This window comes from Desulfosalsimonas sp. (genome assembly GCF_046483245.1).
GTDB lineage: Bacteria > Desulfobacterota > Desulfobacteria > Desulfobacterales > Desulfosalsimonadaceae > Desulfosalsimonas.
In genome coordinates this window covers 18,235-41,068 of the sequence record NZ_JAWODO010000115.1, presented here as the reverse complement: position 1 = coordinate 41,068, position 22,834 = coordinate 18,235, and the positions used below count along the sequence as shown (strand labels likewise).

The following is a 22,834-nucleotide window of genomic DNA, read 5'->3' as shown; positions in this document are numbered from 1 at the left end:
CTGGCAAGGGAGGCGGTCAACCACCTGCTGGTCCAGAAAAACAACTGGTCCCATGCATTTCCGGTGTTTACCGCCCCATACATATCCGAACAGGCTGCTGAAATCTGCCAAAAACACCAAGTGGGATACATGGATCTTGCCGGAAACTGCAGAATCGCCATAGACGGCCTGTTTCTCCACACCCGGGGGCGGCCCAACCCCTATACCAACAAAAGACGCCTGAAATCCCTCAATCGCCCCAAAGCCGCACGGATTCTGCGGGTGCTGCTCTGTCATCCGCGCCGGCACTGGAAGGCCCGGGATCTGGCCGCAGAGGCAGGGGTAAGCCTGGGGCTGGTTTCCAATGTAAAGCAGATTCTAAAGGACCGGGAATGGATCGACAACAGGCGGCAGCAGATCATATTGGCCCGCCCCCGAAAAATCCTGGAGCACATGGCATCGGCTGACACCTCCCGTGAACCGGTTTCCTTTTTTTACGCATCCGCGGATTTTCTCCAGGCGGAAAACGCAATAGCGGCAACCTGCCGCAAAAAAGGGCTTCAGTTGGCCTTTACAGGGCTGTCTGCGGCCGTGCACATGGCCTCGGGCATTGACTATTACCGCCAAATTCAAGCAAGGGTTTACGGGGGTGCGGAGCTTGCAGCAGATGAACTGGGGTTTGAAAAAATCGGGGCAAAAGATGCCAATGTGGCTGTGATACACAGCGCAGATCCCGGCGTGTTTTACGGGGGGCATCCTGTTCAGGCCGCATCGCGCCTGCAGTACTGCCGACCTTCGGAGAAAACCGTGGCTGATATTGAAAAAGATATCCGGGTGCCGATTGCCAGTGTGTCACCGGTACAGGTATATGTGGATCTGAAAGCCGGGTTTGCAGGCGGGAACAAGGAAGCGGAAAAAATCTTACAGCAGGTGCTTGAACCATCGTGGTAGTCTGTTTGCCGGCATACCAGGTCGTGGCACTTTATTGGTTTTCAGGCAGCGGCGTCTTTGCCTTGTATCCGGACCCGTCTAAAATCACCTGCAGCGCCCGGTCGGTTTTCGGGGTGTAGATCACCGGGGCCAGAAGATTAAGCGTAATGCTTTGATCATCGTGAAAGGTGATGGTGGTGAGCACGAAATACGGGTCCGTTTCTTTTATGGCCAGCTTTTCAAGTTCCTCCGGGCCCGGAGCGATTTGGTAATCCGGAAAAAATAGGGCCGGGTTGATCAGCAAAAAACTCAGGTGCGGCTCTTCCACGCTTTGGAAACAAAAAAGGGGATCGTCTTTGCCCCTGTTGGGAAGCACAACGAAATCAAGCAGTTGCTCAAAGCCGACAAGACCTTCGGGAAACCGGATCATCTTGTCAGGATCATATGAAACATCTCCAAAACGCGTCTGCAAGGTCTTTTTGCCGGTCGTTTCCTGGGAACTCAATTGCCCGCCTCCTTTTTCAGAAGCACGGCTTCCAGAATATCGCGTTTTTCTGCATCCCACTGACTGGCTTCCCGGTTCTCCCTGCATATGCGGTCATAAACCTCTTGACGATAAATTTTCCGATCCCGTGGGGCTTCAATCCCGATTCGGATCTTGCCGTCCTGGCTTTCCAGGATCGTGACTTTCACATCATCGCCGATGATTATCCCCTCACCGGCTCTGCGGGTTAATACAAGCATCTGCCGCCCTCCCTGGCGCTGCATCGGACATGGCTTGATTTTTCCGGGCAAGTCCGGCCGAAACCAAGCCGTTCATGAGACATGCCTTTCTTATAAAGAAGTCACATGAACGGCTTTTCATGTCAATGATAAACACAGGGACTGCCGGCAGATGCAATGGGTTTGTATGCTGTTTGTGTCAGTTATTCATAGAGCGAAACCCAAGATATACTTTTATAGTTAGTGCCCGAACGAAAACCAGGATTTTTCGTCAAGGTCAAGGACGGCGAAAATTTTAACCGCAGGAATACTCGACGTATTTTGAGGATTAAAATTTGAGCCGGACGCAGAGATTGGCGAAAAAGACGGTTTTCGTTCAGGCACTAACTATATTTCCAGACGAATTCACCCTCTGGGTTGTTAAACTCTGAAAGAGCATCATGCCCTAATACTTCAAGGACATTTGCCGCTTTAATACACATTTCATAAATTTCTTCCACTGTAGCTCTTTCCTCTGCAATGGCAGAATGGATGAAACCAAAACTACAAAAAACAACCGCCGCCATCAGCCAAAATACTTTCTTCACAAATTGCTCCTTTCTTTCATCTGATAATCATTTTTTATTTAAAAAAATTTTTTTAGCGCATAAAATCCAGAATGGAGAGCTTGGCAATACGGGTGGTGACGTTTAATGCGGCTTCAAACGCGGTCTCCTGCTGTACCAGCTGGGAGAAGACCTCCAGGGCGTCGGCATCCTCGTAGCTTGAAAGAATTTTTTCAAATTCAATGGCCGCACCGTTTAACTGCTCACTGGCCCGCTCGATGCGCCATGCATTGTTGCCCATCCGCCCCCGCAGCCGCCGGACCTGGTCGGCACTCTCCTCGAGCGTTTCCAGGCCATTGTCCATGGCTGTCTTGTCATTGTTCCTTATGGCGGCTTCAAAATCCTTTAAAGCGGCAAAAAGATTTTCACCGTCGGCGTCAGTGGTGCCGTCATTGTCATAATCGCCCAAGAACAACTCATTTCCGGGCAAAGCAACCTGAACCTGTTTGCCGGTACCGATGTCCACGGTCTTTGCGTGACCGTCACCGTCATACTCCACATGCCAATCCTCGGGATTGGCCGGATCGGCAATCTCCACCCGAAAAGGCGCCGTGCTTTCCGAATACCCGGCGTACATGTATTTGCCCCCGTTCTGGGTGTTGGCCGCCTGGAGCAATTCCTCGCGCAGCTGGCCGATCTTGTCGGCATAAGTCTGCCGGTCCGCCTCGTTGGCCGAACCGCTGATGGCCGCAATGCCGGTTTCCTTGGCCGCCACCAGGATATTTTCCACCTGGTCCAGACTGGAATCAAGCACTTCCATCTCCCCCTGGGCCATGGACATCTGGTTTAAACTGCGATCCGCAGCCTGGGTCTTGACCCGGTAATCCAGCACCGGCCGGATGCCCGAGGGGTTGTCCGACGGGCGGTTCATCTGCTTGCCCGTGGCCGCCTGCTGGCGAAAATCATAGAGCCGGTTGGACATGCTCTCCAGGTTGGATGAAAGCATGCGATAATTCATGGCCAGGGTGGATTTCATATCCGATCACCTCTTTAAACCGATAAGCGTGCCCATCATTTCATCAATGGTCTGCACAAAGCGCGAGGAAGCTTCAAACCCCCGTTGAAACAGCGTCAGGTTGATCATTTCCTGCTCCAGGGAAACCCCCACCATGGATTCGCGAAGGTTTTCCAGCTGATCCATGGTGTCGGCCGCACCCTGCCGGGCCATGGTGTTTCTCCGGGTCTCGGTGCCCACAGTGGCAGCAATCCGGCCGTAAGCATCCACAAATGTCTGATCGCCGTTGATGAGCTTGGCACTGTTTAATTCATGGATGGCCATGGCATTGACGTTGTCACCGGGAGCGCCTTCAGGAAACCCGGCTGCAGCCACCTGGTCGGTGGAATCAATGGCCACCGAGATTTGCTCGGAGCCGGTCTTCTGACTGAAGTCAAAATCCGTGGACGTAATATCGATCCCGGCGCCTTTGTTCCTGGGGGTCAGATCCAGATGATATTTATCAGATCCATTGTGCACCACCGAGGCAATCACGCCTGCATCAGAGTCATTGATGGCATCCCGGACATCATAGAGAGAGCTGTCTGTTCCGGGATCAATTGTTTTGGCCTCCCCATCAACAACAATGGTGATTTCATTGTCAAATGTTTGTGTTTCAATATCAGTCTCACTAAATCCCGTATCGCTCTGATAGGACGCCGGCCGGGTGAAAAACGACTGCCCCGTGTTGCCGTCCAAATCATAGCCGGCCTCATGTTGGGCATTGACATTGGTGACAATGCCGTGGCGCAGATCATCGAGATCCTGCTCCAGCTCAGGGATGAACTGATCGCGCAGATCCATCAGGCCGCGGAATTTGCCCCCGAAATTGGTCCTGTCGGTTTCCAGGACAACATCATCAGAGCGGATCTGCACCTGCAGATTTCCACCCTCGTAATAGCCTTCAAACTCCAGAGCCCGGTTTCCCTGCACCAGGGGAACGCCGCCGGGAAGCTGCAGTCCCACCTGCCCCTGGCCGGTTTCAAAGGTCTGCGCCCCAAGGATTTCCGAAAGCTCCTTGACCACCACATCCCTTTCATCCAGATCCGTGTTGGCCACATGGCCCAACGACTGCTTATCCTTGATGCTGGCGTTTAGCTCGGCCACTTTCTGGAGTTTCAGATTAATGCCGTTGACCTCGGCATTCAGGCTGTCATTGATGTTTCGGCTCACATCCACAAGCCCTGATTCCAGCTGGGAAAAAGAGTCCAGCAGATTTTCTCCCTTGTAGATCACCTGGTCGCGCTCCACCGAGCCGCCCGGATTGGCGGAAAGATCATGCCACGCCCCGAAAAAACCCTCGATTTCCGAGGCCAGGGAATCTTCGCCAATGCCCATGATCCGCTCGATTTCAGCCAAAGGACTGCTTTTGGCCTCCTCGCGGCCCAGCACATCGCCCTGCTCCACGAGCTGGCCGGAAACAAACTTGTCATATTCCCGGTTAACAGTTTCCGCATCCACGCCCTGGCCCAGCAGCAGGCCGTTCATGTCTATTGCCTTGCCGGGCGACACACTCAGGGTCTGCCGGGAGTAGCCCGGAGTATTGACATTGGCGATATTGTTGCCTGTGACTTCCACCTGCTTCTGGTGGGTCAAAACCCCGCTTAAACCGGCGTGCAAGGCGATATTTAAACTCATGGCCTAAGCCCTCCCGGAAAGCAGCGCCCCACTGTGACGGGCCCGGGCCACGGAACCGTTGCCCTTGTAGGATGCCGGAGATATCTGGTCGTTGATAAAACAAACAGACTGACGGACCCATTTCAGGGCAGACCAGAAAAAATAAGCGTTTCTGAGGTTTTCCGAGTACACGGCATCGGCCATCTGCCGCTCCTGCTCGGTCAATTCTCCCAAGGAATCCACCACGGGCAGCAATTCCTGCAACAGCGACTCCTTGCGACCGGTCAAAGCCATCATTTCATCGACTTGCAATGCGCTTGCGGCCTTGCGCTCCCGGGCGATCAGGTCCTGGAGTTCCCGCAGATATGCCGGCAGCTCGGCTCTATTCATGGTTTTGGGTTCCCGCGATATACTGCAGCAGGCTCTCGGCCACCTTGACCGAATCCGGGGAATAGGAGCCGTTTGCAATCTGCTCCTTGACCGAATCAAGCCTTGCCTGCCGCTGTGCGTCCGCGGACATATCGTTGTTGACACCCTGCATTTCACGGAGTTCTTCTGAAAAAACCACCTTGTCGCCTTCCCTGGCTTTGGCCGTCTTTTCGGCAGCATTCACGGACTGCTTCTTGTGTATGGCCTCAAACTGCTTTACCACATGTGCCGGATCTATCTTCATGGCCTTATGTCCCTTGATTGCATCCCTGCCGGCCTGAATGCCGAATCCGGGCGGAAATGCACCGGATTTTCATTTTCAGGCCCGTTTCTGATACGTTTTACCTGTTTCTGATATTACTTATCGGCAAGACTGCAAAAAAACTTTAAAATATTTTTCAGTCCAATCCTTCCCCCTGGCCCTGCAGCTGCCGGTAAAGCTGATCTGCCAAACCAAAGCCCCCTTTTCGGGCCATGTCTCGGGCCACTTCCATATCCATCATCTCGTCGAAAAGATCAGAGGCCATGTCCGTATCCAGAAGCTCTGATTCCGGAATGGTCTTGCGCATCTCCTTGAACATGGATTGAATCAAAATGGACTCAAAGTCCTGGCACAAAGCCCTGAGCGCTTCAGGATCCTTTTGCTTTCCGGTATCATCGCTTCTGTCCACCGGAGCCTGCGGAAGGCTGAGCCGGGGATCAAACGCCAGTTTCATGATTGAATATCCTTTAAATATACTACATCACAACCAGTTCGGCCTGAAGGGCGCCAGCGGCTTTTACAGCCTGGAAAATGGCGATAACATCCTGCGGCGTAACCCCGATGGCATTTAAGGCCGCTGCCACATCACCCACATTGACACCGCGCTCCATGACCATGAAGCGGGCTTTTTCCTCTTCGACTTCCAGTTCCGTGTCGGGCACCACTACGGTCTGCCCGCCCCGACTAAAGGGAGCGGGCTGAGAGACGCCCGGCATTTCCCGAATGGTGAGCTTGATATTGCCGTGGGCGACGGCCACGGTGGAAAGCCGGACATTTGCACCCATGACGATGGTGCCGGTTCTTTCATTGACAACGATCCGGGCCTTTGCATCCGGTTGAACCTCCAGATTCTCCAGACGGGAGAGAAACTGCACCGGGCTTGCGGAAAAATCAGCGGGCAGATCCACGGCCATGCTCTTGCTGTCCACGGCCCGGGCGATATTTTCGTCAAAACCGGAATTGACCGCTGCCACCATCCGGGAAATGGTTGTAAAATCGGCCTCCTTGAGATGAAACACATACGGGCCGTTTCCCGGCAGGGAAAACCCCACCTCCCGTTCCACCAGGGCGCCGTCGGGGATACGGCCAACAGTGGGATGATTTTTTTCAATAGAGGCGGCCTGCCCGGAAACCGAGATTGCGCCAACGACCACGGATCCCTGGGCCACGGCATAGACCTCATTGTCTGCGCCCATAAGCGGCGTGCGCAAAAGCATTCCCCCGGACAGACTTTCGGCATCGCCCAAAGACGAAACCGAGATGTCGATCTTGGTGCCGGCCCTGGCAAAGGGCGGGAGATTGGCGGTGACCATGACAGCAGCCACGTTTTCCACGTCGATTTCACTGCGGTCCAGGGTCATACCCATGTGCTCCATCATGTTGGCCACGGTCTGCATGGTGATGCCGTTTTTATCGCTGTCTCCGGTATCGTTTAACCCCACCACCAGCCCGTAGCCCAGCAGCTGATTGTCGCGCACGCCCTGGAGCTCTGTCAGGTCCTTTATCCGGGCACAGAATCCGGAAGCAGACCAAGCCAGGATCAGACACAGGACTATGGGAATTGTCAATTTTTTCATATCCCTCTTCCTTTCATCAGAAAGGCCAGGCAATGTCAATGAGCCGGGCAAGCCAGCCCGGACGCTGTTTTTCAGAAATAACACCATCGCCTGAATACTCGATACGGGCGTCCAGAATGTACTGGGAATCGATTGTATTGTATGCGGTGATGTCATAGGGCCGGATAATCCCTGTCAGCCGGATGATCTGATCCTCGTTGTTGACCCGTACGGTCTTGGTGCCCTCGATTCTCAGATTCCCGCCCTCCACTTCTTCAATGACCCTTGTGGTCAGGGTGGCGGACAGCCGCTCCTCCCGGGAGGTGCTGCCCGAGCCTTCAAAGGAATTGTCCGTGCTTGCGGAAATCAGACTCGACGGGTCCAGGTTGCGGTTCTTGTTGGCCAGTGCGGTTTCATAGCCAAACAGTTTGGGAATGCCCACGGAAGCCGAGGAAGACCGCCCTGTTGAAGTTTCTGCCTCCTTTGCCGCACTGGCCTGTTCGGATATGGTGACAGTCACAATATCGCCCACTCCGGTGGCGATATTGGCGGCAAACAATGAGCTTCCCCTGGCCGGCCAAATGGATCCGGTGCGGGATTGAGCAGACGGCTTCTGCTGAGAAAGCTTCTCCCGGCTTTGGGTTTCCGGCTTTTCAATGGCGGCATCCCGCCCGGAGGGGCCGGGCTGCTGCCGGCCGGCGCATGCCCCCAGTACCAGGGCGGCCATCAACAGGATGAATAATTTTGATTTCATTTTAAAATTCCACCCGTACCTGTTTTCTTCCGGTCACCTCGCAGATGACTTCTCTTTTGGAACTCATGTTCTGCACTGGGATCACTTCCCCCTTTTTGCCGTTTACCGTTGCCATGCCCCGGGCCCGGATCCGCATGGGGCCCTGATCCAGAATCATTGTGACCACCTCCCGACGCTTGACCAGCACGGGCGCATCCAGATCGTTTTTCTCCAACACCTTCCCCATGGGCACAGCGCGCTTGACCCGCATTCCCACGGCCGCTTCCGGATCAAGGCAGGGCCGGCGCAGGTCGGCAATATTTTTTTCCCGCATGGCCAGGTCATTTTCGGTGACCACTGTATTGCGCCCCAGTTTCCGGGCGGCTGTCACCACAGGCAGATAGGCCCGGATTCGACCGGCGATACTGAGATTTTCCACCACATTTCCGTCCACCCGAACAATCACCGTAACTTTTCTGGCATCCAGTATCCGGTTTCCGGCAAACAGAATTTCATATTCCGCCTGACCCTTTGGAAGACTGAGGCTTTCCGGAGGGTTGCGCATTTCAAAGGCCACCCTTTTTGCTCCAAGATGCGAAAGGGCTGACTGCAAATGCGCGTTGACCACGCTCTGGATCTTTCCAGATAAAAGCCTGGCCCCGTCATGGCGGACACATACCTGTTCCGCCCCGCCCCGCTTTACCTTGTGGTCTGCGGAAACGGCCTGCCGCACGTAAGCCATCAGGGTCCGGCTTTTATAACAACGGGTTTCTCCCGGGCCCGGGGCGGCAAAAAGCTCTTTGTCTGCAAGATCCCGGGCCTGGGATTCAGGACTCAAATCCGCCACATCCCCGATGGTAAGGATATCCGAGCGGGCCACCACATCGGCTTTAAACGCGACTTCCAGGCCGGAAGCCGAAAACGGCGCAGCAATGATCAACAACAGGCAACAAAGGAAAGCACGCATAACGTTACGCCACAAGCTGGGTGGTTTGCTGCAGGATCTCATCCGAGGCCTTCACGGCCTTGGAATTGACTTCATAGGCGCGCTGGCCGGAAATCAGGTCGATCATTTCCTGCATGATGCTCACGTTGGACCCTTCCAGAAACCCCTGGGCAATGCCGCCGAAACCATCATTGGCCGCCTCCCCGAGTATCGGGGCCCCGGATGCGTCGGACTCCTGAAGCAGATTGTTGCCCAGGCTGATGAGTCCGGCCGGGTTGCCGAAACGGGCCAATTCCATGGTTCCGATCTCATTGCCGGCGGCCTCGCTGTCAAGAAATGCCGTAACCGTCCCGTCCTGGCCAACAGCGATCTTGGTGGCGTTTTCCGGAATCACGATCTCCGGAATCACGGGATTTCCGTCGGCTGTCACCAGCCGGCCCTCACTGTCTTTTTTAAAGCTTCCGTCCCGGGTATAGGCGGTTTCACCGTCAGGCTGCTCCACCTGGAAAAACCCGTTTCCTTCAATGGCCATATCCAGATCATTGCCGGTTCTCTGCAGATCCCCGACCGTATGCACCTTTTCCACAGAGGCCGTGCGGGTGCCCAGACCCACCTGAATGCCCGTGGGCACCTGGGTGTCGGCCGTGGCCGCGCTGCCCACGGCCCGTGCGTTTTGATAAAGAAGATCCTGAAAATTGGCCCGACTTCTTTTAAACCCGGTGGTATTGACATTGGCCAGGTTATTGGCAACCACATTGATATTGGTCTCCTGGGCTTCCATACCGGTTGCTGCCGAATATAATGCTGTAATCATGAGGTTATCCTTGTCCGGCTATGATGAATTGTTTTCGTTCTTTTCTAACCGATCCGCCCGATTTCACGGGCCTTTTCGCCAAGATCGCTGTAGAGTTTCATGGTATTGAGATATGCGCTGTATGCCCGCTGGGTTTCAATGAGCTGTGTGGTCATGCGCATGGTGCTGACATTGGACTGCTCAAGGCTGCCCTGATGGAGCCGGGCGCCGTTTGCAGCCTGCTCCCGGGCCTCCCCGCCGAGCTCAAAAAGACCGTCCGGCCGCTGGACAAGGGATTGGGGATCGGATAAGCCGTAAATATCGATTCGCCCGACCCCGGCGCCATCTGCGGTGATCCGGCCATCCTCGTCAATGTCAACATCATTGCGCGGCAGGTTCACGGGCCCGTTATCGCCAACCACCTGCAATCCGCCCGTGGCGGTTACCAGGTTGCCCTCGCTGTCCAAACGGAAGTTGCCCTGACGGGTATAAAAAAAGCCGTCTTCCCCGGCCACCTTGAAAAATCCGTCACCCTCAATGGCCAGGTCGAGGCTGCGGCTGGTTTCGGCCATGGGGCCCTGGGAAAAATCAATATAGCGGGATGCAGTGCGGCAGTAATTCATGCCCTTGCCCGAGCTGTTCTGGAGCTGATCATTGATCAGGGATTCAAAGGACAGCTGGCTGGCCTTGTAGCCGATATTGCCCACGTTGGCCAGGTTGTTGATCGATGTTTCCATTTTCTGCATCCTGGCGATGCCGCCCGAAAGGGCACTGTAAATTCCTGATCCCATGCATTTTCACCCTTATTTGGTTAAAAACCGAAAAACCGGCCGTGATTTTAAATCCTTTGCAGGATACTTATCGGCGGCTTGCAGATATGGTTTAGGGGCGGGCCGCCGGAAAAAACATCCCTGACCGGGTCATGCAGTTTTGCCTGTCAACCGGGCCAGCAAAAGCATCTGATCTGCTTCCATGAGGGAGACATCCAGAATTTCCGAAAGCTCGGCTGCGCCCAGCCCGGAACATGCCAGCCGGGCCACATGCCGGTATTTGGCGGAAACATCGGATGCGGGCATTTTATCAGCCCTTTCAAACCGGGCGCTTAGCTGATCTGAAGTCAGACTCCGGACCTGGGTATCCGTGCTCTCGCAAACGGTTCCGGCCCGGTCTTCCATCTCCCGGATCCGGCCGTTGAGTTCATTGATCCGTCTGTTTATGGATAAAATCACCCGGCGGCACCAAATGGCACCGGCCAGGACAACGGCGCAGGCAATGCCCGCCAGGCAAAACAAAAAGATCATCAGAGTCGTTAGGGATTCCATTTGCACAATCCTTGAAAACCGCTTCCCGGCTATTGGGGCAGTGTTGCCTTGAGTTTGACCAGCGCCTGGCTGTGGAGCTGTGAAATCCGGCCCTCGGACAGCTCCAGGATGCCGGCGATTTCCTTCTGGGTAAATTCTTCGTAGTAAAACAGGGTCACCACAAGGCGCTCTTTTTCCGTAAGCCGGTCAATGGCGCCGGCCAGCATGCCCACCAGCTCCTTTTTGCCCAGGGAGTCCTCCGGGCTCCGGGTGTCGAGATCCTCGAGCTGGTCCATAAACGTATCGCCACCGAAATCACCGTCTAACACCTCATGGAGGCTAACAATTCCCAAATGTCCGATTTCATTTAACATCTTATGATACTGGCCCAGTTCCATCTCCATGGCCCCGGCAATTTCTTCTTCCGTGGGCGTCCGGCCCAGGTCCTGCTCCAGTTGCTTGATCTCCCTGAGGACCCGGTTGTGCTTTTCGCGCATGGACCGTGAAAACCAGTCCATCTTCCGGAGCTCATCGCGGATCGCTCCCCGGATGCGGGTTTCCGCATAAGTTTTAAACATGACTCCCCGGCCCGGATCAAACCGGGCAGCAGCCTCCATGAGACCTTGCATGGCAGCGCTGCGCAGCTCGTCCATGGAAACGAATACGGGAATCTGGGGCCGCATACGGCATACGACAAAATCCACAAAATCCAGGTGGGACCGGATCAGCTCATCTCTTTGATCATATACGTTTGCCTGATACATCATTGTGCCTTCCTCTTTTCTACCGGGCTTCGCTGCAGGCCAGCAGCTGTTTCCAGAAAAACTGCTGCGTGCCCTTGGGTGCCAGGGTTTCAGATTCCAATTCCATTGTATCCACCAGTTCGGCAAAAGCCAGGCTCGGCCCGGAATCGGGATACAGTTCTGCAAGGGTTTTCTGCCGGCGCACCGACTTTGTAAACCGGGAATCCAGTGGTATGGCGCCCAAAAAATCAATCGAAATATCAATAAAGCGGCTGCTGACCAGGGTGAGCTTGTGATAGACATCCAGCGCCTCGTTTTCCGATGTCACGCAATTGACAATCAGCTTGAATGTTTTTTCATAGTACCGGGTGGAAAGCAGCTTCATCAGGGCGTATACATCGGATATAGCCGTGGGCTCCGGGGTGGTGACCACCAGGATCTCCTGGGCGGCCACGTTGAAATAGGTGACGTTTTCGGAAATACCCGCTTCGGTATCAATGAGCACCACATCAAACTTTCCGTGCAGGGAATCAAGGCCCTCCATCAAAGACAGCTTCTGATCGGATTCCAGGCGGGTGTAACGCTGCACCCCGGAGCCGGCGGGCAGGATGGTGATCTGCTCTGCTGCCGGAACCAGGATTTCCTCAAGGGTTTTCTGGCCGGAAAAGAAATGATTCAGATTAAACCTTGGGCTCACACCGAAATACAAATCAATATTGGCCAAACCCAAATCCGCATCAATAACCAGCACCCGGTATCCCTGCCGGGCCATGCTCACTGCCAGGTTGGCCACGCAGACCGTCTTGCCCACTCCGCCCTTGCCGCTGGTAACAGACATCACCCGGGCAGCCTTTGGGCTTGTTTTGTTCATAGAGGACTCCATTTCAAAATCCCGGCTCAGTTGACGCAGTGTTCCGGCCTGATCCGGGTATCCGGGGTATTCCATTGTGCCACCACCTCTTCAGGGTTAAGGATCATTTCCGCCATGTTGTCCGGCTCGGGAAACAACAGGTCCTCCGGGACCTGCTGCCCATTGGTGAAAAAAGAAAGCGGCCGCCCGGCGCAGACAGCTGCATTGAGGATCTGTCCCAGCATCTCGCATTCATCGAGCTTGGTGAGCACCAAGCCGGCCGGATCCAGGGAAGAAAACCGGTCAATGGCCATTTCCAGGTCCTGCTGGCCGGTGGTGGCAGACAACACCAGGTGATTTTCCGTTTTCAGGGCCGGATCCAGGTATGCGGCCAGTTCATTGCGGCGCATGTCGTCTTTGGGGCTTCTGCCTGCCGTATCCACCAGAATCAGGTCCTTGTCTGCGTGCCTTTGAAAAATATCGGCCAACTGATCCGGCGAACGGGCCAGTTCAACAGAAACATCCATGATCTGCCCGTAAATCTTTAATTGTTCGGCTGCGGCAATCCGGTAATTGTCAATTGTGGCAAGGACGATTTTTTTTCCGTAATGAAGCATGGCGCAAGCCGCCACCTTGGCAATGGTTGTGGTTTTGCCAACTCCCGTGGGACCCATGAAAACAAGGCGCCGCTGACCGTGCAGACCTGCGGACAAGGGATTTTCAATCCGGATATGATCGCGGATGCCGCGGATAAGAAACTCCCTGGGGTCCGGATCCCGGCCGGCCAAAAATTCGTCTTTATGTCGACATGCCGACTCTGCAAGCAAATCCAGCACTGAATCGCCGATGCCCAGCCCGGACAGGCCCGGCAGCCTTCCATCCTGCCCCGGTCCGGCCGGCAAACCCCTTTCCATCCGGCCTTCCCATCTGGCCACCTTTTTGGACAGGTTTTCAAAGGAGCGCTTCATTTGCCTGAATTCCTCCATCAGCCCGGCATCCTCCGGCGGATCCCCGCTGTCAGAGTCCGGCGCAGATGCGGCCGCTTTCCGGGTTTTTTCCAGAACCTGCTGAAAACCGGTTCCGGCCGCACCCGAAGAAGCCGGAGACAAATCCGCATCCACAGCTGCAGTCACTTCAATGCCGGAGCGGTTGACCCGCCCCTGCTTGCTGTCTGCCAGGCTTCGGGTGGATAAAATCAGCGCATCCGGACCCAGGGCCTTTTTGACCTTTTCAATGGCCGAACGCATATCCGCTGCTTCAAAGACTTTAACCTGCATTGAACCTCACCGTGCCCAGGGATTGAATTTTGACCTGCGGGGCCACCTCGTTATGGGAAATAACCGTCAGGTTGGGAAAATATCTTTCTGTCAATTTTTTGACATGAAGTCGGATCGCCGGCGGACAGAGCAATACCGGGCTGGCGCCGCCGGTGAATTTCTCCATTTGCCGGCCGATGCCTTCCAAAAGGGACCGTGCCTTTTTGGGCTCAAGGGCCAGCACACCTCCCTGGCCACCTCTTTGGACCGAACCGGCAACGCTTTCTTCCACGTCGTGATCCAGGGTGATTAGCGCAAGGGTATCGTTTTCACCCGCCACTGATGCCGTAATCTGCCGTGCCAAGGCCTGCCGGACGTATTCGGTGAGCTGATCCGGGTCCTGGACAGCAGGCGCCCAGTCGGCCAGGGTCTCGAGAATGGTTCTCAGATCCCGGATGGATACATTTTCCCGCAACAGATTCTGCAGCACTTTCAACACGCCTCCAAGGCTCATAAGATTGGGTATCAGTTCATCGATCAGCTTGGGGTAACTCTTGAAGATATTATCAAGCAAGTTCTGTGCCTCTTGTCTGCCGAGCAGCTCATGGGCGTGCCGCTTGACCACTTCACTGATATGCGTGGCCATCACCGTATTGCAGTCCACCACTGTATAGCCGGCCATCTGGGCCCGTTCCTTCTTGTCTTCGGAAATCCAGACCGCGGGCAGGCCGAAAGCGGGTTCCACTGCGGAAACGCCCTTAATTTTCTCGGTTGCCCCGCCCGAATCCATGGCCAGGAAATGGCCCGGGGTCATCTCCGCGGATGCAATGGAAACCCCCTTTAGCAGCAGCCGGTATTCATTGGGCTTTAGCTGCAGGTTGTCCTTGATATGCACCGGCGGCATAATAAAACCCATGGAAAGCGCAAACTGCTTGCGGATTGACCGGATGCGGCCGAGCAGTTCGCCGTCCTGGGAGGCGTCCACAAACCGGATCAGGCCGTAGCCCACCTCCAGTTCCAGCAGATCCACGCTCAGCAATTGTTCGTAATCCTCTTCCGCCTCGGTTTCGGGTTTTTCCGGTTGGACTTCCGCTTCGGCCTGATCGGCTTTCTGTTGTTTGCCAACAAAATGGGCCATGGTTAACAAAAGCAGGGAAAGCACGAGAAAAGGCAGGAAAGGCAGTCCGGGAATCAGGGCAAAACCGAGCAAAATCCCGCCCACAACCCAGATGGCCCGGACATGCACACTGAACTGGCTTTTGAGCTGGCTTCCGAAATCGCCCAGCCCGCCGCTTCTGGAAACCAGAATGCCCGCCCCGGTGGAGATCACCAACGCTGGAATCTGGCTGACCAGCCCGTCTCCGATGGTCAGGGTGGTATAGTTCTGGGCGGCCTCGCCAAGCGGCATGTTTTGCTGAAGCACTCCGATGATAAACCCGGCGCAGACATTGATCATGGTAATAACAATTCCGGCAATGGCATCGCCGCGCACAAACTTGCTTGCCCCGTCCATGGCACCGAAAAAATCAGCTTCCCGGGTAATGTCCTCGCGCCGGTTGCGGGCCTGTTCTTCATTTATGAGACCGGCATTTAAATCCGCGTCAATGGCCATCTGCTTGCCGGGCATGGCATCGAGGGTAAACCGCGCCGAAACTTCGGCCACCCGGCCGGCGCCCTTGGTGATCACGATGAAATTGATGACCACCAGGATCAGAAACACCACAATGCCCACCACGTAATTGCCGCCCACAACAAATTGCCCGAATGACTGGATGACCTTGCCGGCGGCGAATTCACCGGTATGGCCCTGAAGCAGGATCAAACGGGTGGAGGCCACGTTCAGGGAAAGGCGAAACAGGGTGGTGACCAGCAGCACCGTGGGAAAAATGGAGAATTCCAGGGATCTTTGCACATACAGGGTAATGATGAGAATCATCAGGGCCACGGTGATATTCAAGGCCAGAAACAAATCCAGAAGCATCGGTGGCATGGGGATGATCATTACCAGCAGAATCATCACCAGCCCCAGGGACACAAACACGTCGCTTCGGACAAAAATCCGGTCCCAGCGCTGCGCGATTATTTCACGAATCATTTCTTTTCCCCGTTTTTCAGGCTGTATACGTAAGCCAGAATTTCAGCCACTGCCTTAAACATGTGCTCCGGAATCCGGGCCCCGATTTCCACTTCATACAAAGACCGTGCCACAGGCGGATTTTCCACAACGGGTACATTGTGTTCAGACGCGACTTCCCGGATGCGCCGGGCCATGTGGTCCGCACCCTTTGCCAGAACCTCGGGGGCATCCATTTCCTGACGCCTGTAGGAAAGGGCCACCGCGTAATGGGTGGGGTTGGTGATGATCACATCCGCTTTGGGCACATCCTCCATCATCCGCCGCCTGGCCATATCCCGCTGAATGGCACGAACCTTCTGCTTAAGCTGCGGGTCACCCTCGGTTTCCTTGTTTTCCTCCTTGACCTCCTGCTTGGTCATTTTCATCTTTTTTTCCATCTCCCACCTGGAAAAGATGTAGTCAACCAGGCCAATAAATGCCAGCAGCAGGCAGCACTTGACCAAAATCACAAACACCACATCCGCCATAAAGGAAACAACCCCGGGAAGCGCAACACCGGATAGCCCCATGAATTCATCAAACCGGCCAATCAGGGTCCAGTATGCCAGCACGCCCACCAGAATAATTTTACCGAAGGACTTCAGGGCCTCAAATGCAGATCGCTTGGATATCATCCGGCCCAGCCCCTTGATGGGATCGAGCTTGCTCAGATCCGGCTGCAGGGGCTTTGCCGTAAACAACACCCCCACCTGTAGATATCCGGCAAGCACACCCAGCACCAGGCCCGTGAGCAGCAGGGGCCAGACAATGGCCGCGCACCCGGAGATGATAAAAACCATCATGGGACGCATGGAACCCACCGATACCGGCAGCTCGCTGCAGGTGCGCCAGAAAAAGGCCAGAAAGGCCTGCAAATCCGACCAGAAAACCGGGGCATAAAAAGACCAGAGCACCAGCAGACCGGTTAGGAGCATGGCGGTGTTGACCTCGCGGCTCTGGGCCACTTGCCCTTTTTCCCGAAACTCCCGGCGCCGCTTTTCAGTCGGGTCCTCGGTTTTTTCCTGCTGCTGTTCCTCGGCCATTTCAAAACCCCTTTAAACCATTTGCAAAATACGCATGAGCTTGTCCGGCAGTTGGGAAAACTCCCGCTCCAGAAGCACAAAGGCCAGTTCCGCGCCCAGCCCCAGAAGGATCAGGGCCAGGGAGATGTTGATGGGAAAAGACAAAAGAAACACCTGGAGCTGGGAAAAAACCCGGGACATGATGCCCAGGATAAACATGGAGACCATGAGCACCGCCATCACCGGCGCCACCAGCTGCAGGCCCAAAACAAACATTTGGCCGGTCAGATCCATTAAAAACAGCACCGCCACGCCCTCCATGTCCAGGTTTCCCGGGGGCAGCACCTCATAGGAACGGGCCATGACCCGGATGACCAGGTGATGAATATCCAGGGCCAGAAAAAGAAGAATGGCAAAGACGTTCTGGAACTGAGAAAGCAGCGGGATCTGCTGCTGGTGCTGGGGGTCGAGAATATTGGCTGCGGCAAAGCCCATCTGGTAGCCCACGATGGTTCCCCCGAACTGGACGGCAAAAAAGATCAGCTGGACCACAAAACCCAGCAGAAATCCCAGCGCGGCTTCCTGGGCCATAATGAAAATCAAGCCGGCCGGGGTTTTATCAATGGCCGCAAGGGAGATATCCAGCACAGGAAAAAGCAGCACCGCCAGGCCGGCAGCCACCCCGAGCCGAAGACGCATGGCCGCCTGAGAGGCGGTAAAAATGGGAAGCGATCCCATCATCGCCGCCATGCGGGATAAAATCACCAGAAACACATACCAAGTCTCAATTTCAAAGAGTTCAACTTCCAATGATCATGTTTCCGAAAATTTCATGTGCCAGCCCAAGCACGATATTCAAAATCCAGGGCACGGCAATGACCAGAGCAACCAGAACCGCCACGATCTTGGGTGCAAAGGTCATGGTCTGCTCGTTGATCTGGGTGGCGGCCTGAAAGATGCTCACCACCAGTCCCACCACAAGACCGGCAATCATCATGGGAGAGGCCGCCAGCAGAACGGCGATAACCGCCCGCCGGATCAGCTCCACAACCATTTCTTCAGTCATTTGAAAATCCCTTTTCCTTAATTAATCCAGGTTTGCACTTTTCATTTTCTTAAAAAATTTTGATATGGGAAGGTCAAACCTCCAAGATCAAGGCGCCCAAATCCTGAGGAATACAGCGTAGTTTTGTACGTGAAATGACGAAGGATGCAGCGCAACGCAAATATTGGATGTTTGACCTTCCCATCAATAGAATCCCTGCATCAACGAGCCCACCACCAGATTCCACCCATCGACGAGGACAAACAGCAGCACCTTAAACGGCAGGGAAATGATAATGGGCGGCAGCATGAGCATGCCCATGGTCATCAGCACCGAGGCGGTGATCATGTCGATGACCAGAAACGGCACAAAAATCATGAATCCGATCTGAAAGGCGCGCTTGAGCTCGGAAAGCATAAACGCCGGAATCAGGGTAATGGTAGAAATATCCTCCCGGGTCTCCGGGGCCTGCTCATTTCCGGAAATCTGTCTCATCAGCGCCAGATCCGCCTCCCGGACCTGGCCGAACATGAACTCGCGCATGGGAATGGCGGCTGTCTCCAGGGCCTGGCGGCCTTCAATCTCCTCCTGGAGATAAGGCTGGAGCGCCTCTTCATTGATCTGGGTAAAAACCGGGGCCATGATGAAAAGCGTCAGGAACATGGCCAGACCAATGATAATCTGGTTGGGCGGCATCTGCTGGGTGCCCATTGCCTGGCGCAGAAACGAGAGCACCACGACAATGCGGATAAACGAGGTGGTCATCAGCAAAATGGCCGGAGCCATGCTCAGCACAGTGAGCAGTACCATGATCTGAATCGCTGTTGAAACCTGTCCCGTGCCCCCGCCGCCGTCCATCTGAAGCGTCAGGGCCGCAGGTTCCTGTGCTGCGGCATTGCCTGCGGCACACAGCCATATGGCCGCAATGGCCAGGCCGATATGGACCCAGTGCATACCCTTCATGATTGGGCCTCAGCATGGCTGCGCAGGTGTTTTTCAAACTGCCCGTCCGAATTTGCCTCTGCATCAAAATGGTGCAGCAATTCCACCCGGTCGTTGCCCAAGCCCAAAAGCAGTCGCTGGCCGTCGACCTCCACCAGGCACAGGGCCTTTCTGCCGCCCATGGGGCGCGATTCCATTACCCGGATATGCCCGCCCTGACGTTTTTCCAGCAGCCGGAAGCCTTTTCTGCTCACTGCATGGAAAAGCAGCATGATCCCGATGACAATGGCCATGGCCACGGCCAGCTTCAACCCTGAACGAAACAGGTTCAACGGAGCCGTCTCAGCAGCGCAAAGATCTACGGGCAGAATCAATAAAATGAAAAACAACAGCCTGGCCATGGACGCTACCTCAGCTTCTCGATACGTTCAGACGGACTGACCACATCGATTAAACGCAAGCCGAATTTCTCATTGACCACAACAGCCTCCCCCCTGGCAATGAGCCGGGAATTGACATACAGGTCCAGGGGCTCGTCAGCCAGTTTGTCAAGCTCAATAACCCCGCCTTCTTTCATTTGCAGAAAATCCTTGATCAGCATCCGGGCCCGCCCCACTTCCACGGAAACCTGCAGGGGAACATCCAGCAGAAAATCAATCCCCTTGGCCTGATTTTGCCCGTTTGCTGCATCCCCTGCCGCCGATTCGAGCCGCCCCCGGGAGGTCTCTGTCCGGGACTCCTGCGAGTCCTGCGCTATGTCTGCTGCTTCTTGTTTTTTGCTTTCCGCCATGATTTACTCTCCTGCGACTTCCTGTTTGATGAGGCGGACGACCTTTTTGCCGTCCTTTACCCCGGGTTGGGCGCCAAATTTGGGCTGCGCGCCGGCCATAACAGTAACCGGACACTGTTCATCATAATCCAGGCCGATAATATCTCCCTTATCCAGGCTTAAAATTTCCCCGATCGTCAGAATCAAATCCCCCCACACGGCTGAAACCGAAATTTCCATTTTCTCTGCCTCCTTTGTCAGAAACCGGCTCCATGAGGCTTCCTTTCTGTCCTCGGCAAGCTGCAATCCCTCGTTGCGCAGCCGCTCCTTAAAGGGCTCCAGGGAGAAATAAGGAATCACGAGCTGGATCTTTCCCTCCAGCTCTCCCACCTGTACGGAAAAGCTGACCTGGATGACCTCGGTTTCCGGGGCCAGGATGTTTAACATCTTCCAGTTGGTCTCCGCCCGGGTGATCCGGGTAGCAAGCTGTTCAAGGGGCTCGAACGCCCGGTTAAAGACCCTGCAGCCTTCGGCCATAAGGCCCTTTATAATATTGGCCTCAATGGCGCTGACATCCCGGTCAAATGTCATGAACTCGGCACCGCCGGGCATGCCGAACATCACTTCCACCATGCCGAAGCAAAGAGCCTTGTCATAGACAATCAGCGCGTGGCCCTTAAGCGGTTCCAAAGACATCACCCCCAGCAGCCCGGCCTTTTCCTGGCTGACAAGAAAATCCTCGAAAAACCGGGACAAAATTTCCCCCCTGGATACGGTCACGCCCTGCTGAAGGCTGTTGGAAAGGGCAATGGAATAATAACGGGCAAAGGAATTAAACACGATGTCCAGGTTGGCGATCCGCCACTTGCTGTAATTCTGGCCCCGAATCAGGTCAATGCTGGAAACCCGCTTCTCCTCCCTGGGTGCGGCAGCCGAAGACATGCCGCCGACAGGGCCTCCGGAAGCGGGCTCGATTTGCCCGTCATCAAAAGCCAGGAGCAGCTCGTCAATTTCTTGCTGTGTTAAAATCCGTTCCACTGGACGCCTCTTTTTTTGTTATTGAACGACAAAATCAGTAAAATAAAGATTGGTGACCTCACCCTTGCCGGCAAGAGACCGGATCTTGGCCAGCAGATCGGCCTTGAGCTGCATTTTGCCCTGAAGGTCCTTGACATCGTCGTATTTCCTGTTGCCCAAAAGCAGCAGTACGGAATCGGTGATCTGGGGCACGCGTTTTTCAATGGATTCCCTGCTGGCCGGGTCCCGGACCTCCAGGGTGATGCCCACTTTCAGAAAACGGGTGCTGTCCCGGTGAACGATATTGACCACAAAATCATCCATCTCCACCAGGGGCCCCAGCTCGGTTTTATCCCTGCCGGTATCGGACTGCCGGGCTTCGGCTGAACCTGTTGTGTTCAATGCGCCCAGCAGGTAAAGCCCTGTACCCGCTGCAGCAAGTAAAATCAACAGAACCGGCACCCCGATAAAAAGCAGCCGCTTGACTGGACTGGCGATTTTTTCCGGTGCTTGTTTTTCCTTTTCTTTTGCCATGACGGCCACTCCTTGATTCAATGGTTAACGCAATCTTCCAACAATGATAAATCGTAAAACCCGGCATCCGGGAATTTGCTTAAAAGGGCAGCTGATCGCTGGAATCCACCAGGAAAGGCAGCTCCTGCCGGTAATCACCGCCGGTTTCCAGGACGAACTCCACCCGCCGGTTCAGAGCGCGATTTTCCGGAGTGTCGTTGGGCACCAGGGGTTTTTGATCCCCGTATCCCACCGCAGACAAGCGATCCAGGGAGAGCAGTTCATTTTGGGCGATGAATTTCACCACCCCGATTGCCCGCTGGGCGGACAAATCCCAATTGGTCTGATCCAGTGCACCAAAGGGCTGGCTGTCGGCATGGCCTTCAATACGGACCTGAAACGGCAGGGGCTTGACCAGCCGGGCCACTTTTCGCAGCACAGGCTCGGCCTGTTTTTTCAACCGGGTGGAGCCCAGGTCAAAGAGCACCTTTTCCTTGATTCTAAGCACGATGGCACCGCGATCCTTGACCAGCTCAATGTCTTCATCCAGCTCAAGCTTTTGCAGATCCAGCAGCATTTTCCGGTATACGCTTTGGAGCATTTCCAGGGGAATAGGCTCGATTTCCGGAACAATGACATCGGTCTGGGTTTCATCCGGGGGCTTGTTTTCCATGATGCCGAATGCCCCCTGCAGGGACACCACGGCACGCTGGAACTTGACCTTATCCATTTCCGCCATGGAAAGCATGAGCACAAAAAAGGTCAGCAGCAAAGTGACCATGTCGCTGTAAGTCACCATCCAGGCCGGGGCTGACGGCCCGTTGCTTTCCCTGTTTTTTTTCTTTCTTTTGACTGCCATGAAAATGCCCCCGCAAACCGGCTATTTCTTCTTTTTTTTCTGAAACACGCTCTGCCGGTCCTTGGGCTGGAGGTAGGCGTGAAGCTTCTGTTCCATGACCCGGGGGTTTTCCCCGGCCAGAATCGAGTTCATGCCTTCCACGATCAGCTCCTTTTTGAGCAGCTCGTACTGAGACCGGGTCTTGAGTTTCCCGGACATGGGCAAAAAAATCACATTGGCCGCAACAGAACCGTAAAAGGTGGTCAGCAGGGCAATGGCCATGGCCGGACCAATGGTGGAGGGATCATCCATGCTCTGGAGCATCTGCACCAGTCCGATCAGGGTGCCCACCATGCCGATGGCCGGAGCATAAGTGCCCAGAGCGGCGAAAATCTCGGCCCCGCTCTCATGACGTTCACGGATATAATCGATCTCCCGGACCATCATATGCTCCAGGGCCTCGGGCTCATGGCCGTCAGCAGCCATCTGCAGGCCCTTGACCAGAAACGGGTCCTCCACCTGCTTGGCCATGGCCTGAAGCGAAAGAAGGCCTTCCTTTCTGGCCTTGCCGGCAAACTCGGTTAACTGCTCAATGAGCTGAAGGGGCGGCACTTCCTTGTAAAAAAAGGTCTTCTGCGCCACGGAAAAAGCCCGGCGCACCTCGCCAAAGGGGTAATGCACCAGAAGGGCGCCGAGGGTGCCGCCGGCAACGATCATGATGGACTGGGGTTCGACAAAAACCATAATGCCGCTGCCGCTCATTATCGCCATGATCATCAGCCCGAAAGCAGCCACAATACCCAGAAGCGTTGAAAAATCCATAAACAAGATCTCCTTTTCGCCCTTTTGCTTTGC

29 protein-coding genes are annotated in these 22,834 nt (G+C 54.9%); 1 reads left to right on the top strand and 28 read right to left on the bottom strand.

Features of this window, described 5'->3' with window-relative positions; genetic code table 11:
• Positions 1-930, top strand: a 930-nt coding sequence (locus R6U41_RS10360) for a hypothetical protein (RefSeq protein ID WP_410269767.1), incomplete at its 5' end; no start/stop codon positions are given.
• 31 nt (positions 931-961) lie between these two features.
• Here the strand turns inward: R6U41_RS10360 and R6U41_RS10355 are convergent.
• The 28 genes from R6U41_RS10355 to R6U41_RS10220 form a co-directional block, all read right to left on the bottom strand.
• Positions 962-1,414, bottom strand: coding sequence for a flagellar assembly protein FliW (locus R6U41_RS10355; RefSeq protein WP_410269766.1), 453 nt, complete (start codon positions 1,412-1,414; stop codon positions 962-964).
• Positions 1,411-1,653: a carbon storage regulator CsrA gene (gene csrA, locus R6U41_RS10350; protein ID WP_410269765.1), complete on the bottom strand. Its 243-nt coding sequence runs from the start codon at positions 1,651-1,653 to the stop codon at positions 1,411-1,413. Before csrA ends, R6U41_RS10355 begins: the two co-directional genes overlap by 4 nt.
• 362 nt (positions 1,654-2,015) lie before the next feature.
• A complete protein-coding gene (locus R6U41_RS10345; RefSeq protein WP_410269764.1) occupies positions 2,016-2,219 on the bottom strand; it encodes a hypothetical protein in 204 nt (67 codons plus the stop codon).
• Between the two features lie 52 nt (positions 2,220-2,271).
• Positions 2,272-3,213: a hypothetical protein gene (locus tag R6U41_RS10340; protein WP_410269763.1), complete on the bottom strand. Its 942-nt coding sequence runs from the start codon at positions 3,211-3,213 to the stop codon at positions 2,272-2,274.
• A gap of 6 nt (positions 3,214-3,219) precedes the next feature.
• Positions 3,220-4,869, bottom strand: coding sequence for a flagellar hook-associated protein FlgK (flgK, locus tag R6U41_RS10335; protein ID WP_410269762.1), 1,650 nt, complete (start codon positions 4,867-4,869; stop codon positions 3,220-3,222).
• 3 nt (positions 4,870-4,872) lie between these two features.
• The gene (locus R6U41_RS10330) at positions 4,873-5,238 is read right to left on the bottom strand and encodes a hypothetical protein (RefSeq protein WP_410269761.1); all 366 of its coding nucleotides are present in this window, start codon (positions 5,236-5,238) and stop codon (positions 4,873-4,875) included.
• The gene (gene flgM, locus R6U41_RS10325) at positions 5,231-5,521 is read right to left on the bottom strand and encodes a flagellar biosynthesis anti-sigma factor FlgM (protein WP_410269760.1); all 291 of its coding nucleotides are present in this window, start codon (positions 5,519-5,521) and stop codon (positions 5,231-5,233) included. Before flgM ends, R6U41_RS10330 begins: the two co-directional genes overlap by 8 nt.
• Positions 5,522-5,675: 154 nt before the next feature.
• Entirely contained in the window at positions 5,676-5,993 is a 318-nt protein-coding gene (locus R6U41_RS10320; protein WP_410269759.1) for a rod-binding protein, read from the bottom strand.
• 22 nt (positions 5,994-6,015) lie between these two features.
• Entirely contained in the window at positions 6,016-7,116 is a 1,101-nt protein-coding gene (locus tag R6U41_RS10315; RefSeq protein WP_410269758.1) for a flagellar basal body P-ring protein FlgI, read from the bottom strand.
• A 16-nt stretch (positions 7,117-7,132) separates the two neighbouring features.
• Positions 7,133-7,849, bottom strand: a complete 717-nt coding sequence (locus tag R6U41_RS10310) for a flagellar basal body L-ring protein FlgH (protein WP_410269757.1) — start codon at positions 7,847-7,849, stop codon at positions 7,133-7,135.
• 1 nt (position 7,850) lies between these two features.
• Positions 7,851-8,795, bottom strand: coding sequence for a flagellar basal body P-ring formation chaperone FlgA (gene flgA / locus R6U41_RS10305; protein ID WP_410269756.1), 945 nt, complete (start codon positions 8,793-8,795; stop codon positions 7,851-7,853).
• A gap of 4 nt (positions 8,796-8,799) precedes the next feature.
• Positions 8,800-9,588 carry a flagellar basal-body rod protein FlgG gene (gene flgG / locus R6U41_RS10300; RefSeq protein WP_410269755.1) on the bottom strand — a complete coding sequence of 263 codons (789 nt, stop codon included), beginning with the start codon at positions 9,586-9,588 and terminating at the stop codon, positions 8,800-8,802.
• A gap of 44 nt (positions 9,589-9,632) precedes the next feature.
• Entirely contained in the window at positions 9,633-10,358 is a 726-nt protein-coding gene (gene flgF / locus R6U41_RS10295; RefSeq protein WP_410269754.1) for a flagellar basal-body rod protein FlgF, read from the bottom strand.
• A 129-nt stretch (positions 10,359-10,487) separates the two neighbouring features.
• Positions 10,488-10,889, bottom strand: a complete 402-nt coding sequence (locus R6U41_RS10290) for a hypothetical protein (RefSeq protein WP_410269753.1) — start codon at positions 10,887-10,889, stop codon at positions 10,488-10,490.
• 29 nt (positions 10,890-10,918) lie between these two features.
• Complete coding sequence (locus tag R6U41_RS10285; protein ID WP_410269752.1) at positions 10,919-11,635, bottom strand: FliA/WhiG family RNA polymerase sigma factor; 717 nt, start codon at positions 11,633-11,635, stop codon at positions 10,919-10,921.
• Between the two features lie 16 nt (positions 11,636-11,651).
• Positions 11,652-12,557, bottom strand: a complete 906-nt coding sequence (locus R6U41_RS10280; RefSeq protein WP_410269751.1) for a MinD/ParA family protein — start codon at positions 12,555-12,557, stop codon at positions 11,652-11,654.
• Positions 12,509-13,738 (bottom strand): flagellar biosynthesis protein FlhF, encoded by a 1,230-nt coding sequence (gene flhF, locus R6U41_RS10275; protein ID WP_410269750.1) that lies wholly within the window; start codon positions 13,736-13,738, stop codon positions 12,509-12,511. Before flhF ends, R6U41_RS10280 begins: the two co-directional genes overlap by 49 nt.
• Positions 13,728-15,812, bottom strand: coding sequence for a flagellar biosynthesis protein FlhA (gene flhA, locus R6U41_RS10270; RefSeq protein ID WP_410269749.1), 2,085 nt, complete (start codon positions 15,810-15,812; stop codon positions 13,728-13,730). Before flhA ends, flhF begins: the two co-directional genes overlap by 11 nt.
• Positions 15,809-16,876 carry a flagellar biosynthesis protein FlhB gene (flhB, locus tag R6U41_RS10265; RefSeq protein WP_410269748.1) on the bottom strand — a complete coding sequence of 356 codons (1,068 nt, stop codon included), beginning with the start codon at positions 16,874-16,876 and terminating at the stop codon, positions 15,809-15,811. The genes flhA and flhB overlap by 4 nt, the downstream gene beginning before the upstream one ends.
• Before the next feature lie 12 nt (positions 16,877-16,888).
• The gene (fliR, locus tag R6U41_RS10260) at positions 16,889-17,665 is read right to left on the bottom strand and encodes a flagellar biosynthetic protein FliR (protein WP_410269747.1); all 777 of its coding nucleotides are present in this window, start codon (positions 17,663-17,665) and stop codon (positions 16,889-16,891) included.
• Entirely contained in the window at positions 17,655-17,921 is a 267-nt protein-coding gene (gene fliQ, locus R6U41_RS10255; protein WP_410269746.1) for a flagellar biosynthesis protein FliQ, read from the bottom strand. Before fliQ ends, fliR begins: the two co-directional genes overlap by 11 nt.
• Positions 17,922-18,104: 183 nt before the next feature.
• Positions 18,105-18,863 (bottom strand): flagellar type III secretion system pore protein FliP, encoded by a 759-nt coding sequence (fliP, locus tag R6U41_RS10250; RefSeq protein ID WP_410269745.1) that lies wholly within the window; start codon positions 18,861-18,863, stop codon positions 18,105-18,107.
• The gene (locus tag R6U41_RS10245) at positions 18,860-19,243 is read right to left on the bottom strand and encodes a FliO/MopB family protein (protein ID WP_410269744.1); all 384 of its coding nucleotides are present in this window, start codon (positions 19,241-19,243) and stop codon (positions 18,860-18,862) included. Before R6U41_RS10245 ends, fliP begins: the two co-directional genes overlap by 4 nt.
• A gap of 5 nt (positions 19,244-19,248) precedes the next feature.
• Positions 19,249-19,632 (bottom strand): flagellar motor switch protein FliN, encoded by a 384-nt coding sequence (gene fliN / locus R6U41_RS10240; protein ID WP_410269743.1) that lies wholly within the window; start codon positions 19,630-19,632, stop codon positions 19,249-19,251.
• 3 nt (positions 19,633-19,635) lie between these two features.
• Positions 19,636-20,649, bottom strand: a complete 1,014-nt coding sequence (locus R6U41_RS10235; protein ID WP_410269742.1) for a flagellar motor switch protein FliM — start codon at positions 20,647-20,649, stop codon at positions 19,636-19,638.
• An 18-nt stretch (positions 20,650-20,667) separates the two neighbouring features.
• Positions 20,668-21,162 (bottom strand): flagellar basal body-associated protein FliL, encoded by a 495-nt coding sequence (gene fliL, locus R6U41_RS10230; protein WP_410269741.1) that lies wholly within the window; start codon positions 21,160-21,162, stop codon positions 20,668-20,670.
• Positions 21,163-21,241: 79 nt separating this feature from the next.
• On the bottom strand, positions 21,242-22,000 hold the full coding sequence (locus R6U41_RS10225; protein WP_410269740.1) for a flagellar motor protein MotB: 759 nt from the start codon (positions 21,998-22,000) through the stop codon (positions 21,242-21,244).
• Positions 22,001-22,021: 21 nt separating this feature from the next.
• Positions 22,022-22,801, bottom strand: a complete 780-nt coding sequence (locus R6U41_RS10220) for a motility protein A (protein ID WP_410269739.1) — start codon at positions 22,799-22,801, stop codon at positions 22,022-22,024.
• Positions 22,802-22,834 lie beyond the last annotated feature (33 nt).